The 17,524-nt window shown below is 49.0% G+C and carries 13 protein-coding genes; all 13 read left to right on the plus strand.

What is annotated here, in order from left to right; all coding sequences use genetic code 11:
* The first annotated feature begins 98 nt into the window (after positions 1-98).
* The 13 genes from HNQ56_RS01600 to HNQ56_RS01660 all read left to right on the plus strand — a co-directional run bounded on the left by HNQ56_RS01600 (position 99) and on the right by HNQ56_RS01660 (position 17,511).
* Positions 99-2,399, plus strand: a complete 2,301-nt coding sequence (locus tag HNQ56_RS01600; RefSeq protein WP_429142094.1) for a GH36-type glycosyl hydrolase domain-containing protein — start codon at positions 99-101, stop codon at positions 2,397-2,399.
* Between the two features lie 105 nt (positions 2,400-2,504).
* Entirely contained in the window at positions 2,505-4,784 is a 2,280-nt protein-coding gene (locus HNQ56_RS01605; RefSeq protein ID WP_429142096.1) for a pyruvate formate lyase family protein, read from the plus strand.
* A 92-nt stretch (positions 4,785-4,876) separates the two neighbouring features.
* On the plus strand, positions 4,877-5,791 hold the full coding sequence (locus HNQ56_RS01610; RefSeq protein WP_429142098.1) for a glycyl-radical enzyme activating protein: 915 nt from the start codon (positions 4,877-4,879) through the stop codon (positions 5,789-5,791).
* Between the two features lie 236 nt (positions 5,792-6,027).
* Positions 6,028-6,954 (plus strand): glycoside hydrolase family 130 protein, encoded by a 927-nt coding sequence (locus HNQ56_RS01615; protein ID WP_429142100.1) that lies wholly within the window; start codon positions 6,028-6,030, stop codon positions 6,952-6,954.
* 49 nt (positions 6,955-7,003) lie between these two features.
* Entirely contained in the window at positions 7,004-8,437 is a 1,434-nt protein-coding gene (locus HNQ56_RS01620) for a response regulator transcription factor (protein WP_429142102.1), read from the plus strand.
* Positions 8,438-8,454: 17 nt separating this feature from the next.
* Positions 8,455-10,287 carry a sensor histidine kinase gene (locus HNQ56_RS01625; RefSeq protein ID WP_429142104.1) on the plus strand — a complete coding sequence of 611 codons (1,833 nt, stop codon included), beginning with the start codon at positions 8,455-8,457 and terminating at the stop codon, positions 10,285-10,287.
* Between the two features lie 151 nt (positions 10,288-10,438).
* Positions 10,439-11,407 (plus strand): ABC transporter permease, encoded by a 969-nt coding sequence (locus HNQ56_RS01630; RefSeq protein ID WP_429142106.1) that lies wholly within the window; start codon positions 10,439-10,441, stop codon positions 11,405-11,407.
* A 12-nt stretch (positions 11,408-11,419) separates the two neighbouring features.
* Complete coding sequence (locus HNQ56_RS01635; RefSeq protein ID WP_429142108.1) at positions 11,420-12,316, plus strand: carbohydrate ABC transporter permease; 897 nt, start codon at positions 11,420-11,422, stop codon at positions 12,314-12,316.
* Between the two features lie 73 nt (positions 12,317-12,389).
* Complete coding sequence (locus HNQ56_RS01640) at positions 12,390-14,087, plus strand: type 2 periplasmic-binding domain-containing protein (protein ID WP_429142110.1); 1,698 nt, start codon at positions 12,390-12,392, stop codon at positions 14,085-14,087.
* Positions 14,088-14,217: 130 nt separating this feature from the next.
* Positions 14,218-14,421, plus strand: a complete 204-nt coding sequence (locus HNQ56_RS01645) for a hypothetical protein (protein ID WP_429142112.1) — start codon at positions 14,218-14,220, stop codon at positions 14,419-14,421.
* Positions 14,422-14,695: 274 nt separating this feature from the next.
* Positions 14,696-15,148: a hypothetical protein gene (locus HNQ56_RS01650; protein WP_429142114.1), complete on the plus strand. Its 453-nt coding sequence runs from the start codon at positions 14,696-14,698 to the stop codon at positions 15,146-15,148.
* A 359-nt stretch (positions 15,149-15,507) separates the two neighbouring features.
* Positions 15,508-16,470 carry an acetylxylan esterase gene (locus HNQ56_RS01655; RefSeq protein WP_429142116.1) on the plus strand — a complete coding sequence of 321 codons (963 nt, stop codon included), beginning with the start codon at positions 15,508-15,510 and terminating at the stop codon, positions 16,468-16,470.
* A 48-nt stretch (positions 16,471-16,518) separates the two neighbouring features.
* Positions 16,519-17,511, plus strand: coding sequence for an aldo/keto reductase (locus tag HNQ56_RS01660; RefSeq protein WP_429142118.1), 993 nt, complete (start codon positions 16,519-16,521; stop codon positions 17,509-17,511).
* The last annotated feature ends 13 nt before the right edge of the window (positions 17,512-17,524 follow it).

The following is a 17,524-nucleotide window of genomic DNA, read 5'->3' on the forward strand; positions in this document are numbered from 1 at the left end:
TAAATTACAAAAGAAACCTATCAGAGTACATATTCATATTCTTTCGTTCTGTTAAACTGAACATAATCCACAGAAAGGGAATCGGAACGGAGGAACATATGAGTACATTCGGAGAATTCATACATAACGGAGAAGAATATTGTATCACGGACAAGAATACACCCAGGCCCTGGCTGAATTATATATGGAATGACAAATTCCTGGCCGGAATCAATCATTTTGGGGGAGGAACCGGAGCCTATGGAGGCAGGGCGGCAAGCTATATCGACCCGGAGGGGAAGGGAAGATGCAGCATAATCAGAGAGGGCAGCAGGTATTTCTATGTGAAGGAGCAGGATGTCATCTGGAATTCGGGCTGGTATCCGGCTAAGACGGAGCTGGACGGCTATCGGTGCGTCCATTCCATCGGTTATTCAACCATAGAAGGAAGTAAGAACGGCCTCTCTGTGAAGCTTAAAGTATTTGTTAACGGAGAGCAGCCTGCGGAGATATGGACGGTTACCTTGAAAAACCAGACGGATCAGGCAAAGGAGTTTCAAGTATATTTTGCCTGTGATTTTTTACTGGAGGGGTATGCCAGGTACAGTGACTATGCATCCTATGTTTTTGGAAGATTTGACGAGGCCCGTAATCTGGTGCTGTGCTGTAACGAGGCTCAGGAGCGCCCCCATGGATGGTTCAATGCCTTTGCGGCATCGGATCGGAAGGTAACGGGATTTGACACCAGCCGCAAGGCGTTTCTGGGGGCTTATGGAAGCTTTGAGAAGCCGGACCGCATTCAAGAAGGGAAATTGAGCAACAGCCTTGCCGCCTGCGAATGGATGGTTGGTGCCCTGGAGCATACCTTTTCTCTGGAGGCGGGGGAAGAGGAGGAATACCATGTCATTCTGGGTGCGGCAGACAGTATGGAAACAGCAGCGGCTATGGCGGATATTTTATTTCAAAAGGGAAGGATTGAAGAAGACTTTCTTAAGCTGGCGGCAGAGAAGCAGAATCTGATTCAGGAAAATTATATTCAAACGCCGGATGAGAGGGTCAATTATATGGCCAATGGCTGGGTGAAGCAGCAGGTACAGCTTTGTGCAGAGGTGGGCAGGGATACCGGTAAGGGCTTCCGGGATCAGCTGCAGGATGCCTGGGCAATCGCCGCATTTCATCCGAAGCTGGCGAGGGACAAGATAATAGAGACGCTGCGCTATCAATATAAGGACGGCCGCTGCGTCCGGGGCTGGCTTCCCTTGGATCACCATATCTATTCCGACGGTCCTACCTGGATTGCGCCCGCTGTGAATGCCTATCTGAAGGAGACGGGTGATATTGGCCTTCTGGAGGAGACGGTTCCCTATCTGGATGAGGGAGAGGGCACCGTATGGGAACATATCCTGACTGCGGCACGGTATTCCTCAGAGGATCTGGGGGAACATGGGCTGGTTCTGGCACATGACGGAGACTGGAATGATTCCCTGAACGGAATTGGCACCGGGGGCAGGGGTGAGAGTGTATGGACCTCCATTGCGTTATGCTATGCGCTTCGTAATACGGCGGAGATAGCACAAGAGGTCTACGGGGATATTGATATTGCGAAAGAAATGGGGCGGCGCGAAGAGAAGAGGAAGGAGGCCATTAACCGGGAAGCCTGGGACGGGGAATGGTATCTGGCGGCCATCAATGATCTGGGTCATAAAGTGGGGAGCCATACAGAGCGAGAAGGACGAATCTATCTAAACAGCCAGACCTGGGCAATTCTCTCGGGCGTTGCGGAAGGCGAGCGCAAGGAAGCCTGCCTGAAAGCCATTGATACCTATCTTGAGTCAGAGCATGGTTCCCTAACCCTGTATCCGGCGTATCGCAGCTATCAGCCCCATATCGGAAGACTGAGCAGCTTTGTGCCGGGAATCTGGGAGAACGGAACACCCTATTGCCATGGAGGAGCCTTCAAGGCGGTTGCGGACTGCGTTGTCGGCAGGGGAAATGAAGCTTACCGCACCTTGTGTAAGATCATGCCGGACAGCCAAGGACATCCTTCCTCCCGTTCCACCTGTGAGCCCTATGCACTGACCAATATGTACCTGGGGCCTGAGAATCCGAGAGCAGGCGAGGCTATTATGTCCTGGATCACCGGGACGGCAGGATGGGTATACCGCCTGATCACCCAGTATATGATCGGTTTTATGCCGGGCTATGAAACGATCACCATCGATCCCTGCATTCCCTCCGGATGGGCCGGTGTGACAGCCCGGAGGGTATACAAAGGATGTGTCTATCATATAGAGATCAATAATCCCCAGGGCCGTCAAAAAGGCGTGAAGAGCTGCTTGGTAGACGGAGAGGCGGCAGGCGGAAACAGCTTTCCCATTTTCAGAGATGGAGGAGAACACCGGATTGTAATAGAGATGTAACCGTAGCGGACCAGGAAAGACGCGGGACAGCGGATGCAGCCGCGGCAGGTTTTTAGAGAGGAGCCAGGGGCAATATCATCGGCGGGAAAAGGAAAGGTAATTAATATGACAGATATAAGGAACTTAACTTCATACAAGAGTGAAATCAATCCCCTTATTATACAGGCAGCGGAGATTACCCGGGCCTATAAGGAATATGAGAATGCGCCGCTGGCTGTCCGGGAGGCTATGTGCCTTAAGAAGCAGTACCCGGCGTTGTTAAAGGAGATAGAGAAGGAGGGCCTGTTTGCCGGACGGGTGCCGAAGGACCGGATTCTCTATGTAGGCAGTATCTGGTGGATGGCTTATGACAGGACACCGGAGGGAGTCCGGAGAGAAGGTAAGCAGGGAGGCTATTGCTTTGACTTTGGGGCCATTGACCGGATGCCTGTAAACGAGGAAGAGAGGGCAATCCTGACCGAGCTGGCTGAATTCTGGAAGGACAGAGCAACAATGCGGAAAGAAATCGCGGGCCGTGAGGAAGCATTACGCCGGTATGCAGGCAAGCACCGGTTTATCAGTGGGGACAATATAGGATTTTCCATTGCGGTGGACCTTGACCGGCTGGTTCGGAGGGGGCTTCCCGGACTGCGGGAGGATGTGGCGGCCAGAAGGCAGAGGGCACAGGAGAAGGGAGAGGAGACCTCCTTTTATGATGGCCTGGAAACTGCTTTGGATATCCTGGCGGACACATGCCGTTATTACGAGGAGCAGGCCCGTACCCTTGCCGGGCAGGCAGAGGAGGCCGGTGACAGGGAGAGACTGCTTGAAATTGCCCGCACCTTGCAGGCAATTACGGTAAGGGTGCCGGAATCCCTGCGGGAAGCGATTCAGCTGGTATGGATATACACAATTCTGGCGGGAGGGAAGCACCTGGAGGCCTGGGGGCTTGACGTAGTCCTTGGAGATCTTTATGTGCATGATATGGATCATGGCATACTGACAGAAGAGGAAGCAGTCCGGATGATAGAAGCTCTCTGGAGACTGTATAATGAAAACGGAGAAGATGCTACCTGCCGGATTATGATCGGAGGAAAGGGAAGAAGAAATGAGGCAAATGCCGACCGTTTTGCCTATGCCGCTATGGAAGCAACCGGCAGGCATAAGAGGGTAACGCCGCAGCTGGCCCTGCGTTTTTACAAAGGGCAGGATCCGGGCTTGCTGAAGAAGGCATATGACACCATTAATGAAAGCGGTACCTTTCCCCTGCTGTATAATGATGATGTGGTTATTCCGGGAGTGGCGGAGGTTTTTAACCTGCCGGAGGAGGCGGCGGAGCATTACCATCCCCTTGGCTGCGGAGAATATATGATAGCCAGCCAAAGCCCCAGCCTGCTGGATTGTGTATGGAACATTCCAATGGCTCTGGAGGCGGCTCTCCGTGACGGACGCAGCCAGCAGGGAGAGCAGATTGGGCCGAAGACCGGAACCAATCATACCTTTGATACCTTCGACAAACTGTATCATGCCTTTCTGGAGCAGATCCGGTTTGGCGCGGAGCTGGTGGCAAAGGCATACGAGAATATCTGCCGCACGCTGTCGGGGGACTGTGCTTTTCTGTATGCCAGCCTGCTGACGGATGATTGCCTGGAGCGGGGGAAACCCATCATGGGTGGGGGAGTACGTTACCTTGGCGGCTGCGTTATGGGTCATGGTTATTCCAATGCGGCGGATTCCCTGACAGCAATTAAAAAGCTGGTTTATGATGAGAAGCTTCTCACCCTGGATCAACTTGTGACTGTTTTGGATGAGGACTTCGCAGGCCGGGAGGAGATACGCAGGCAGCTGCTGGACGCGCCCAAATACGGCAATGACAACGACGAGGCAGACCGGATGCATAGAAGGATGTGGGTGGATGTTCATGGGGCGGTTAAGAAGGCCGGAGAAGCATCCTGGCTGGACTTTCTCACGGCAAGCAGTGTTAATCCCGGAGGTCATGGCATGGGCTTTGATTCCGGGGCAACGGCTGACGGACGCAGAAAGGGGCAGGCATATGCCATCGGCAATTCTCCCACGGCCGGGGCCGACCGCAGCGGACTGACCGCGCTTTTGAATTCCTTAGCCAAGGTGGATCCCGCCAATGGCGGTTCGGTATCCAATATTAAACTATCCAGGGAGTTCTTCACGGAGGAGAGGCCGAAGCTGGAGGCTCTGTTTGGGGCGTTCTTTGCCAAGGGAGGAATGCAGGCCAATATAACCGTGGTGAACAGGGGAGATCTGGAGGCGGCATTAAAGGAACCTGAGAAATACTCCCATATACTTGTGCGTCTGGGGGGCTGGACAGCCCGTTTTGTTGATTTGGAACGCAGGATACAGGAAGAGATCCTGAACCGCACCCTGTACTAATCCCTTCTGCAAAGCAGCGGCCCGGGGCGGCAGGGTACAAGGAAGTGGGATGGGAAGGAGAGAAAGGAAAGGACAGAGAGGATAAAAATAAAATGAATAAAAAAGGTCTTGTTTTATCAATAGAAAAAGCCTCGATACATGACGGACCCGGTCTGAGAACCACTGTCTTTCTTAAAGGCTGTCCTCTGCACTGCCTTTGGTGCCATAATCCGGAGTCCCAATCCGTTGACCCGGAGCTGTATTATTTTCATGAGAGGTGCACTTATTGCGGGAAATGTGCCCAAGTCTGCCCGGAGGGCTGCCACCGGCTGGAGGGGGAGGCACATAGCATCAACCGCGTCCCGTGTACAGGATGCGCAAGCTGCGTAAGGGCCTGCCCCTATTCTGCCCTGGAGCTTAAGGGAGAGTGTATGGAGGCGGAAGCGATTCTTACAGAGGCGGAGAAGGACCGGGCTTATTATGAGGCCTCCGGCGGGGGATTGACGATCTCCGGCGGAGAGCCCATGCTTCAATATGATTTTACCCATGCGCTGCTTGCCGGCTCGAAGGAACGGGGGTTTCACAATTGCCTTGAGACCTGCGGATATGCGCCGGTTGAGAGGTACAGGAGTATCCGGGAATATGTTGACCTGTTTCTTTATGATTACAAAGAGACGGATACCCTAAGACATCAGTTCTATACAGGTGTAAGTAATTTTCTGCTTCTTAAAAACCTGTATGAACTGGATCAGCTGGGTTCCAAGCTAATTCTTCGGTGTCCGGTGATACCGGGGCTGAATGACCGGATGGAGCATTTTCAGGGAATTGCCGGACTGGCCAACCGCCTTGCAAATATCCGGGAGGTGAATCTGATGCCTTACCATTCCTTTGGGAGTTCAAAGAGCGCCCGGCTGGGAAGGGAATATCCGGCGGAGCTGGAAGGGGTCAAGACCGTGGAGAAGCAGCAGGCCGACCGCTGGGTGGAGCTGGTGCAGGAAATGACGGGAGTGCCGGTGAAGAGGGGCTAGATCCATCTATTCTGACAAGCCCCTGCGGTAAGCCGGAATAAGTCTGCGCAGTATTCTTCCGGACAGTCAGAAGTCGTATCGTCGGTGATCAGGCTTGTGATATCTTCACATGAATAACTGCTGATTTTATTCCATAAAATGCTGAGTATCCCACCTATACTGTATCACTATAATACTGATATCATTAACTGGGTATGTTTTATATTACGGCGCAGAGAAGGATAGGAGACAGGAATATGATTAATTCTAAAAAAAGAATTGTAACCAGATATGAGAGGAATCCCATTATCACCAATGATTTGGTTCCTTACAGCTGCAGGGGAGTGTATAATTCCTCCGCTGTAAAATATAATAATCAGTATTATATGGTACTGCGTTGTGAAGGGTATGACTTAAGGGATTATTTTATGGTGGCGGTGAGCCGTAACGGCTATGATGACTGGAGAATCAAAGGAGATATCATTCCCATGCCCGATACGGAGGAATTCCGAATCTTTGGAGATAACTATTATGATCCGAGGATTACGAGGATAGAGGATACCTTTTACATAACCTTTTGCTGCCATGCGGATGAAGCCCGGATGGCTCTTATGACTACGAAGGACTTTGAGAATTTTGAATGGAGGGGGTTTATCACAGGATACGGATACCGGAATACGGTGCTGTTTCCGGAAAAAATAAACGGGCTGTATATGGCTCTGGAACGTCCCAATTGTATCGGGAATATATGGATGACCAGTTCTCCCGACTTAAGATTCTGGGGTGACCATAAGCTGGTTCTGAAGGCGGGAAAGGAATCGGTGGGCGTGTGGGGAATTAGTAAAATCGGGCCCTGCGGAACCCCCATCCGGACGGATCAGGGGTGGCTGATCATCTTTCACGGAGTACAGACAATCTGTGACTATGAGTATTTATATCATACGGGGGTAATGCTCACGGAGCTGGCCGACCCCTCCAGAATAATTCGGGTGGGAAAGGAACCGATCCTGTCGCCCGAGGAGACCTATGAGCTGACCGGACATGCGCCCAACGTGGTTTTTGCATCCTCCCATATAGTGGAGAAGGATGGCAGTGTGAAGCTATATTATGGTGCGTCGGACCGGTATCAGTGTGTGGCGGATACTTCCATCCCCTTATTGCTGGAAGCAGCCCTTGAAAGATAACAAGCCGGAGGCTATAATGGTGATATAGGATGGAGAGGGGGGCTGCAGAATGTATCGAGTGATTCTGATCGATGATGAACCATGGACCTTAAAGGGAATTATTCAAACCTTTCACTGGAATGATTACGGTCTGGAAGTGATTGGAGCATATACCTTTGCTACTGAGGCATTGCAGGAGATTCTGGAGAAGAAACCGGACGCGGTATTTACCGATATCCGTATGCCCATCATCAGCGGCATCGACATACTGAATTCCATTCGGAAGAACAACCTGGATACGGAAGTCATCGTCATCAGCGGTTTCGGGCAGTTTGATTATGCCCAGGAAGTGATCCGGCATGGAGCCTTTGATTATATCTTAAAGCCGATTGATGAAGAGCAGACGGATTCATTGCTGGAGCGGCTGCAAAAAAGACTGGATCAAAAGCAGGAAGAGAAGAAAAGAAGAATCCTGGAGATGATCATTGAGGACCCGGAGCAGGTTGATCCGGAGCAGTACGGTCTGCCGGGCCGGTTTCCCGGTTATCAGGTGGTAGTCTGGAGCGATCCGGACCGGTCGGAGCTGATGGCATTCCTGCGGCAGCAGGAGGCTGATTATATTGAAATTATGATGTCCAGCAAGTATTATTACATCCTTAACTGTAAGGATGATTTATATGAGGTATTGAAGCAGCGAGGGTTTCCGGTTACCCTGGGAGTCAGCAGGTGGTCGGAGAATGCTTCGCAGATTCCGAAGCTTATTACCCAGGCGGCAGCGGCGGCACTGGATGAGTTTATCACAAGGGAAAGCGGCACCTACCGGTATCGTGAATTGCAGTCGGGCAAACTGGTTCCTTTGATTCTCAGGATCACCAGGATGCTAAATGAAGGCAGGATGATGGATTTCGCGCAGCTGATGGAACAGCTGCCGCAACTGTTTGCAGAAAACGAGTATGGTATCGAGGATTTATGCTACCTGTGGAATCAGATTACAATGCATGTGGAGCTGTATTCCCAGGACCGGTCTAAAAATACGGCGCTGGAGCTTTTTGACTGGCAGCAGCTGGAGACAAAATTTGACGGGATCGAGGCAATGTACCAGATACTGATCAATGATGTCCAATTTTGCTATGATGATACGGAATTGGAGTCGGGGGAGGAAGCGGATGCAGGAGGAGCCAACTTTAATAAAGTACTGAAATATCTTAATAAGAATTATCATAAACAGCTTAAATTAAAGGATTTATCCGAGATGTTTTATATTAATAAGAATTATGCATGCTATTTATTTAAGCGTTACACGGGTATGACCTATTCGGAATATTTGAACAAAATCAGAATGGAGCGTGCCAGGGGAATGTTAGCCGCTACCTCCTATACCATTGCAGAGGTGGCGGAAAAGGCAGGATATACGGATTATTTTTATTTCAGCAAATTATTTAAAAAGACCTATGGTGTGACACCGTCCCAATACAGGCAGAAGCCGATAAGAAACGTCAACTGACGGATACGGAGGGCAGCATGATCAAACAAATAAAACGTATGGGCCTTCGGAAGCAGTTAGTGGTTATATTTGCCGCCTGTATCACCATCGTATTATCTACGCAGTTATTCTATAACATCAGCATCTTTCGAAAGAAGACGGATGAAAATACCGCCAACTGCTATAGTACCATAATGCAGACCAATTCCATGCTGACCCAGGTCTCGGACCGTATCTCCTCCGTTGGGAAGTCGGTATCAGGAAATCAATATGTACAGGAATTACTGAATCTGAATAATGACAGCAGTAAGGAGAACCTGAACCGCAGAAAGGAACTGATCGATATTCTGTCGAATTATATGGGAAGTATTATTAATGCCAATGAGATGCTGAATGATATTGCCCTTATTGATAATAACGAGAGAATCATCGCAACCACCGCTCAGTTCAATTATATATCCTATAAGAAGTTAACCATGGAATATGACATTAATAACCTGAAGAGCAGTATCTTTACCTCCTGGCTGTATTTTGTGCCGGTACAGGTGGGAAATAACGGGTTTGCCTATATTGCGCCGGTATATTATACGACCGGTGAATTTGAGGTTGAGTCAGCGAGACTGGGGACCTGCATCATCTGGTCAAAGCCTACGCCCCTGGTGGATATCGTGAAATCCACAGCAGCTACGGAAGGAGCTACTGTTCTGGTGGCGGATGCCAACGGATATGTTATGGCCCTCAATTCCTCCTATTCCATATCTGAAATCAGTGAAGAGATCGACGCAATGCTTCAAAATCATAAAAGCAGTGAAGATCAGGAGGAGATCCAGAAGATGAAATTCATGGGGCGGGAGAGCTTTGTACTGATGAAGGAGCATACGGATACCGGCTGGAAATCGGTCAATATTGTTCCTACGGAGGAGGTATATAAGGAAACCTTTGAGACCCTTCACTTTGGCATAGGGGTAGTACTGGTATCCATAGTTATCCTGACGGGCTTTGGCGTCTATATGGTCAGCAGCATAACCAGACCTTTGGACCAGATCACTCATGCTCTGGATTCCATTGGCAGCGGCAATCGGAAATACAGGGTCAATGTTTCGGAAAAAAATGAATTTGGTATTATCAGTGACAGGATCAATGCGATGCTGGATAATATAAATCATATGAATCATCGGATATTCGACATGCAATCCAAGCTGTATGAAAAGGAATTAATGCAGAAGGAATCGGAGATGCTGACCCTTCAGAGCCAGATCAACCCGCATTTTCTATATAATACCCTGGAGTGCATCAGAGCGATTGCGGTCATCCATAATATCAGGGAGATACCGGTAATTACTACGAGTATGTCCAAGATCTTCCGGTATAGCATCAAAGGAGGCATGGTCACTACCATCAAAACGGAATTGGAGTGCCTGGAGGATTATTATAAGATTATAGCGATCCGTTATAATGAGAGGCTGATATTAACCGTGGATGTGGACAACCGGCTGTATCCCTACAGCATGCTGAAGATGTCTCTGCAGCCAATCATCGAGAATTCGGTCTATCACGGCCTGGAGGCTACGGAGCGGAAGGTGAATGTGACGGTCAGGGGGCGGATGGAAGGGGAATACGCCGTCTTCTTTATTGAAGACGATGGGGCGGGCATACCGCCTGATAAGCTTCAGGCCATCAATGCTTCGCTGGATAGGGATGCTTCGGAGGATATCACCGAGGTCAGCCGGTCCAAAAGCAGTATCGGACTTACTAATATCAATTCGCGGATAAAGCTTCATTATGGCAGGGAATGCGGCCTGAAGCTGGAAAGTCCGGAGGGCGGAGGAACACTGGTAACCATAAGGATCAGGCTGTTGTTGGAAATATAAAGGATGTCCTTTTTGATAAACAACGAGAAGCGGTTTTCCGCTTCTCGTTGTTTTTGCAGGAAACTGATTTTTATACCAAAACTACTTAACTCAGCGCATTCCAATAGGGCTGGAAATCCTCTATACTAAGGTACAACAAGGAGGACACGACATGAATGTGATAGCCAGGAATGAATTAAAGGATCAAAGAAAGCAGATGCGGCTGCAAAACAGGCGCAGGCTCCGCAATGAAATATGGCGTTACCGCAAGCTTTACCCGCTGATGCTGTTTGGTGTTCTGTTTTTCGCCGTATTTTCTTATGCGCCCATGTATGGGATTCAGTTAGCATTTAAACACTATAAAATAGGCCAGGGAATTACCGGAAGCGAATGGGTAGGATTTAAGAATTTTACAATATTATTTGCCAGAGCCGAATTCTGGGACAGTATCCGCAATACGCTGGTCATTTCGTTTTTAAAGCTGCTGATTGCATTTCCGGTACCGATTCTTTTGGCCATAGGCCTGAATGAGATATTATCCAGTAAGCTAAAGAGAAGCTTGCAGGTTATCTTTACCCTGCCCCATTTCCTCTCCTGGGTAACCATCGGAGGCATCATGCTGGCCCTCTTCGCCACCGAGGGAGCGGTGAACGGCATGCTGGAAGCGTTAGGGGGCCCCCAGATAAAGTGGCTGAGTAACGGAATGGTATTCCGGGGACTGATTATTTTCACCAGCATCTGGAAGGATGCGGGCTGGTCCTGTATCATATACATGGCCTCCATCACCGGAATTGATCCCGCGCTGTACGAAAGCGCCAGGATTGACGGTGCAAACCGCCTGCAATGCGCGGCTTATATCACCTGGCCTTCGATTAAGGGCACCGCCGCCATTCTGCTTATCATGCAGGTCGGGCATGCGATGAACGGCAATTTTGACCAGATTTTCAACATGTATAATCCGACGGTATATAATGTGGCGGATGTTATTGATACATATATATACCGGATATCCTTCCTGCAGGCGGCGGATTACGGGTTGAGTACCGCGGTGGGATTATTTAAGGGCATAACCAATTGTATTCTGTTATTGACGACCAACTATATCGTCGGCAGATTTAATAAAGAAGCAAAAATGATATAGGAGGTGACGAAGATGATAGGAGAAAAGACAAGAATACAGACAAGAAAGAAAAAGAAGAAGTTCAACATGCCCCATTTCATTTTGGCTGCTGTTTTATGCTTTTATGCATTGATTATCATATATCCTTTTTACAGCAGTGTTTTAACCTCCATTGTTCCCTATTCCGTTGCCATACGTAATTCGTTTTTATTATATCCCAAGGGGATTGATCTGAGCTCCTATGAATTTATATTCAGCTGGGACACCCTATGGTACGGGTTCCGGACAACAATTATTGTCGTGATCCTGGGAGTGGCGTATAATCTCTTCCTTACGGTTACCTTATCCTACGTGTTATCCAAGCCGATTCCGGGAAGAAAAATAGTCAATATGATGATCGTATTTACGATGTTTTTCCAGGGAGGCTTAATTCCCGGGTATTTACTGATTAAAAATCTGGGATTGATCGATCATTACGGTGCCATGTTCCTGCCCATGGGAATTAATATCATGAATATGATGATTATGCGCACTTATTTTCAGGGAGTACCCGAGGAGCTCAGCGAAGCGGCGAAGCTGGACGGAGCGGGGGAATATACAATTCTTCTGCGCATTGCACTGCCCTTGTCAAAGCCTATGCTGGCCACCATCGGACTGTATTACGGTGTGGACCGCTGGAATGAATGGTATAACGGAATGCTGTTCATGAGGTCGGTGCAAAAATGGCCCCTGCAATTGCATATCCGGAATATGATCCAGTCGGTCACCAGTATTGTGGACCAGATACCGGAGGCCATAAGGCCGAATGCATATCCGGCGGGTATACAGATGGCGGGAATTTTAGTGACCATATTTCCCATAGCGATTATATATCCGTTTCTCCAGCGGTATTTTGTCAAAGGGCTGACACTTGGAGGTGTCAAAGGTTAGTATATAAAGTCCGCCACAAAAGGGGCGGAATTTATGTATAGAGGTACTCATTAACATATCAAGGAGGTATAGTATGAAAAAAACTAGGAAATGGATTGCTTTATTGCTGACAGCCATCATGCTGACAAGTGTTCTGGCAGGCTGTGCAGGTGAAGCAAAGCAAAAAGGGGAGGATAACAAAGGAGGCACCGCGGCACCGACGAGCGCGGCAAACCAAAGCGGGGATGACAAAGCTGGGGATGATAAGACGGCAGATGCAGATAAGGAAGAAGAGAATCCCTACGCAGAGAAAATAACCTTTTCCATGAGCGTGATCGGAGCCGAGACAGCGGGCTTAACCAATGACGGGCAGCCGGCAGCCAATCTTGAGTGGCTGAAGGAGAAATTCAATGTGGATTTTGATTTTTGGCCTTTAACCTGGTCCAACTATATTGACCAGACACGGATGTGGCTCAATTCCGATTCCGCACCGGATCTTATTATGCTGGATATTGCACCCACACGTTACGGGGAGTATCTGGAGTTCGTGGAAGCCGGGCTGTTTAAGCCGTATCCGGATCTGGCGAATTATGAGAATTTAAAAATGCGTTTTGATAATATGACAACAGGAAAGAAATTTGAAGTTGACGGAAAGATCTATGCATGGCCGGCTTACAAGGATTCGTCAAAGTATAAATATGTTAATCCCCTGGGCTATCTCTACAGAAAAGACTGGGCGAAGCAGGTAGGTCTGTGGAAAGAGGATGACATCTACACCTGGGACGAATGGTTCCACCTTGTAGAAACGGTTATCAAAGAAGATCCCGGCAAGAACGGACCGGGTAAGACAATCGGTATTATTACCGCTCAGGCATGGGGCTTTCCTAAATTTATTGTAGGCTCCATCTCCCCGTATCTAATGACCTTCACCAAGGATGCAAGCGGCAGCTGGGTATGGGGCCCGACGCTGGAAGAAAGCCTGGAAGCGGTTGTAACGACAAAGAAACTATATGATGACGGTATTATCTGGTCGGATCAGCCGATGATCACTCCCGATGACGGTAAGAACAATTTTGCGGCAGGAAAGCTGTTTGCCGCTGCAAACTCCAATCTCACTGCCAATGGCTTTAACGGAACAATTAATAATTTTACCAATGCAAACCCGGATGTTAATGTAGAGGAAACAGTGGGGGTTGCCTATGTGAGAGGAGTTGACGGCAAGTTCCTCTCCTGGGAGGGTACGGATCAATGGTCACAGACCGCTCTGAATTATAAGGTTTCCGATGAAAAGGCAGAACGCTGGGCAGCTATTCTCGATTTCCTGGTGTCGGATGACGGTTATAATTTCATCAACTACGGTATCGAGGGCGTGGATTGGGAATATGATGCCAACGGTAAGGCGGTATGCTTATGGACAACGACCAATGAAGCCGGGAATCTGGTGAATCCTTACGGAGCAGGAACACAGCCCTGGGCTCGTCCTGCCTGTGCAGCGGATGGCTTTGCGCTATTGAATCCGGCATATCCGGAATGGCAGCGTAACATAGTTATGAAAGCCAGTGAAATATATTCCGGCCCCGAGGCGAATATCATACCTTTGGACGTGGAGAAGGAATTCTTCAACAGTGAAGCGTATGCCAATGCCACGGCAGGTCTGGAAGCAGAGGTATACACAAAGATTGCCGAGCTTATGACCTCCAATGACATTGCGGCTGACTGGACGAACTGGGTAAATCAGAAGCTTGCCGAGGTTCAGCCGGCACTGGATGAGCTGAATGCCAAATTGAAATAATTGATAAATTAAATAGGGACATAGTAAGGGCGTATTGTATGACTAACATGATAAGTAGGATGCAATACGCCCTTCTGATTGTTGCGGTTGTTCGCTTAAAATCAACCGGAGAACGGGAGGGCGGATTCCCATGAAAAAGTCGGGTGGATGCAGGAAACGGGCAGTCTGGAAAAATCTCATATTGCTGCTGGCAGCGGGAGCAGTACTGGTTTCCGTTATTATGTTCGGCAGCAGAGCCTTTGCCGGGATCGGTGACAGTGACATCGTTGCATATATCGGCGGAGAGCCGGTGACGGTAAAGGAATACGCTCAGGTGCTGCTGATGAAAAGGTAGGATACCTATGCCTATTTCAGGCAAAAGTATGGAGCGGAGGATCATACCGGATTCTGGACCGGGGCATATGAGGGGAGGTTCCTCTTGATCGGGCAAAAGAAACGGCTCTTGAGTATATTGCCAACAGAAAGGTCTAGCAGCTTCTGGCCAGGGACAAGGGTATTGTACAGGATATCTCTTATGGAAGCATTATGTCAATCAGCCCCCCCTGGAAAGCGGATGGAAGAACCTCGGCATCCAAAGGCTCAGCCAGGGAACAAACGGATATATACAATTGACAAACAACGCGAACGGGATCGTAACGGCAGATGCCGTGAAGCTGGTCTACCTTGACGATTTCAGCTATGATGACATCGAGGCGGTGAATATCAGCACGGACAAGAACCAATTAGCAATCGGGGAAACCGCGGGCCTTACGGTTACCGGTGTGGATGGGGCCGGCAGACAGCTGGATCTTGTCTTTGACGGGGCACAAGTGGAATATGTGGTGGATAACCCGGGCGTCGCGGCTGTTGATCATGGGGTTGTGACAGGGTTGGCGAAAGGAACCACCTTCTTAAGTGCCGGAATTAATCTGAGCGGCAGGCAGATTACCAGCGACAGCGTTGTGGATCTGGCAGTAGAACTTACCCTGCCGGAGGATCTCACCGGCCATTATATGAAGGTATACCTGTGGGACAGCCTGGCAACCTTAAGGCCGCTGGCTGATGTGACCATATGGCCGTAACGGAAAGAATACGGAAGCGGTCAGCAGGATAGCAGTCCGTAAAGGATAGATGGTATCCTGCAGGTCAGGCACGGAGTATTTTCTGTGTCCGGCCTGCGGGATACCATTTACTGCGTTTATATTGGCAGGGATGATAATTCCTTACATAGATACAAAATCTTCTTAGTTTACTTCATATGATTAAGTACGTTCCTTTGCTATGATTGGGAGAAGACGGAAAGAATTAAAAGATGTAAATGAAGGAGGGACCGGATACAGGAAGGCACTTTCATGGAGATTTGTGCGGTAAGAGGCATGGACATAGGAGCGATAAAGTTCCGGATCATTCCATAGAATAACAAGAAAGGGAAGAACGAAATATGTCTGGTTTAGAAGCTTTAAAAAAGGAATTGTACGAATACCTGCCCCCTTTAACAAAGAGGGAGGATTTTGACCAATTCTGGCAGGATACATTAAAGCAGGCGGCATCCGTCGAGCTTAATCCAAAGAGGGAGGACTATGATTACCCGTCGGATCATGTGAAGGCGTATACCATCTCCTATAATGGCTTTGATGATACCAGGATTCAGGGCCTGTATCTGGTTCCGTCCTTTTTAAAGAAGGAAAAATATCCTTGTATGATACATTATCACGGCTATGGCGGAGGAATGGGAATCCCGTCGGATTTTATGGCCTGGGTGAATCTGGGAATGGCAGTACTGTCCGTGGATTGCCGGGATCAGGGAGGCGCCACCGGCAACAGCGGGAAATATTCCTCCGGCTGGCTGGGAAATGCGGCGGTCAAAGGGATCTTAGATAAAAATGAATATTATTTCCGCGGGGTCTATATGGACTGTGTGAAAGCAATCGATTTTGCCGAAACCTGCAGGGAGATCGATAAAGACCGGATCATCGTGGCAGGGGGCAGCCAGGGAGGCGCCCTTGCCATGGCGGTCAGCTGTCTGGATCACCGCCCCAGGTATGCTTTGGCGGATATACCCAGCAACAGCAATCTCGAAAAAATGGTGGAGGAATCCCGGAGCACCTTCGGAAGGGTGACGGATTTTCTGAGACGGTATCCGGAGTATCTGGAGCAGGCTTATGATACCCTGAGTTATTTTGATACCATGAACATGGCGGATAAGATTCAATGTGAGATCTTTGCCTGTGTGGCTCTGATGGACGATGTTTGTCCGGCCAAATACTATTTTGCTTCCTATAACCGGATTCAGGCGCCGAAGCATATGACAATCTATCCCTTTAACGGCCATGACGGAACCGGTCCGTTACATATCGAGAAAAAGCTGCGCTTTGTGAAGGAAAGCGGAATACTTGAGGATTAGGACAGGGATGTGGAGAGCAGGAAAGCAAGGAAGAAGGCAGGGGGTATTATGAAGAGGATGGAAAAACAGCTGCCGGAGCAGTACCTGATCTATGGAATTATGGGCCTTGGCGGAAGCTGGGAGGAGGATATCCCGGTATCGGCTCAGGATATTGAGCTGGGAAAGACAGCAATCGATGCGGCAATCGGATGCGGTATCCATTATTTTGATCTGGCGGATGTTTACCGGGCAGGAAAATCAGATCTGGTCTTCGGACATTATTTAAAGGAGAATCCTCAGATCAGAGAGAGGATTATAATACAGTCCAAGGCGGGGATCCGGCTTACCGGAACGGATTTTGGAGCCCGCTTTGATTTTTCCTGCGAACATATCAAAAATTCCGTGGAAGGAACCCTGGAGCGCCTGGGGACAGATTATCTGGATGTGTTGCTGCTGCACCGCCCCGATCCGCTTATGGATGGGCAGGAATTAAAGGCGGCATTGGACGAATTATTTCTAAAAGAAAAAATCCGTGCCCTTGGGGCATCTAATATGGATTATCATCAGATGAAATTAATAGAAGCCTGTACCGGCAGGAGGATTACCGTGAACCAGCTGGAGCTGAGCCTGTCAAAGACGGATTTTATCAGCAGCGGGGTGGGCTTTAACAACCGGAGCGGGCGAAATCTGGATTTTCCCATCGGGACTCTGGAATACTGCATGATGAACCGGGTAAGCCTCCAGTCATGGGGTGCTCTTGCAAAGGGGATTTACAGCGGAAGGCCCCTTGACCGGACTTTACCGGATACGGTACATAAGACCAGGGAAATCGTAGAACGCATCGCAAAGGACAGAAAGGTATCCCCGGAAGGTGTTGTTCTGGCGTGGCTGATGAAGCATCCGGCAAAGATAAAGCCGGTGATCGGTTCCACCAATCCGAAGCGGATAAAAAATACAACGGATGCATTTAAAATTCAGCTTACAAGAGACGAATGGTATGAGCTGCTGGTGGCATCCAGAGGGATGCAGATGACGGAATTTTATGTAAAGTATCCCGATTGAGAGCTTCGGTAAA

This window comes from Anaerotaenia torta, from assembly GCF_050433395.1.
GTDB lineage: Bacteria > Bacillota > Clostridia > Lachnospirales > Lachnospiraceae > Mobilitalea > Mobilitalea torta.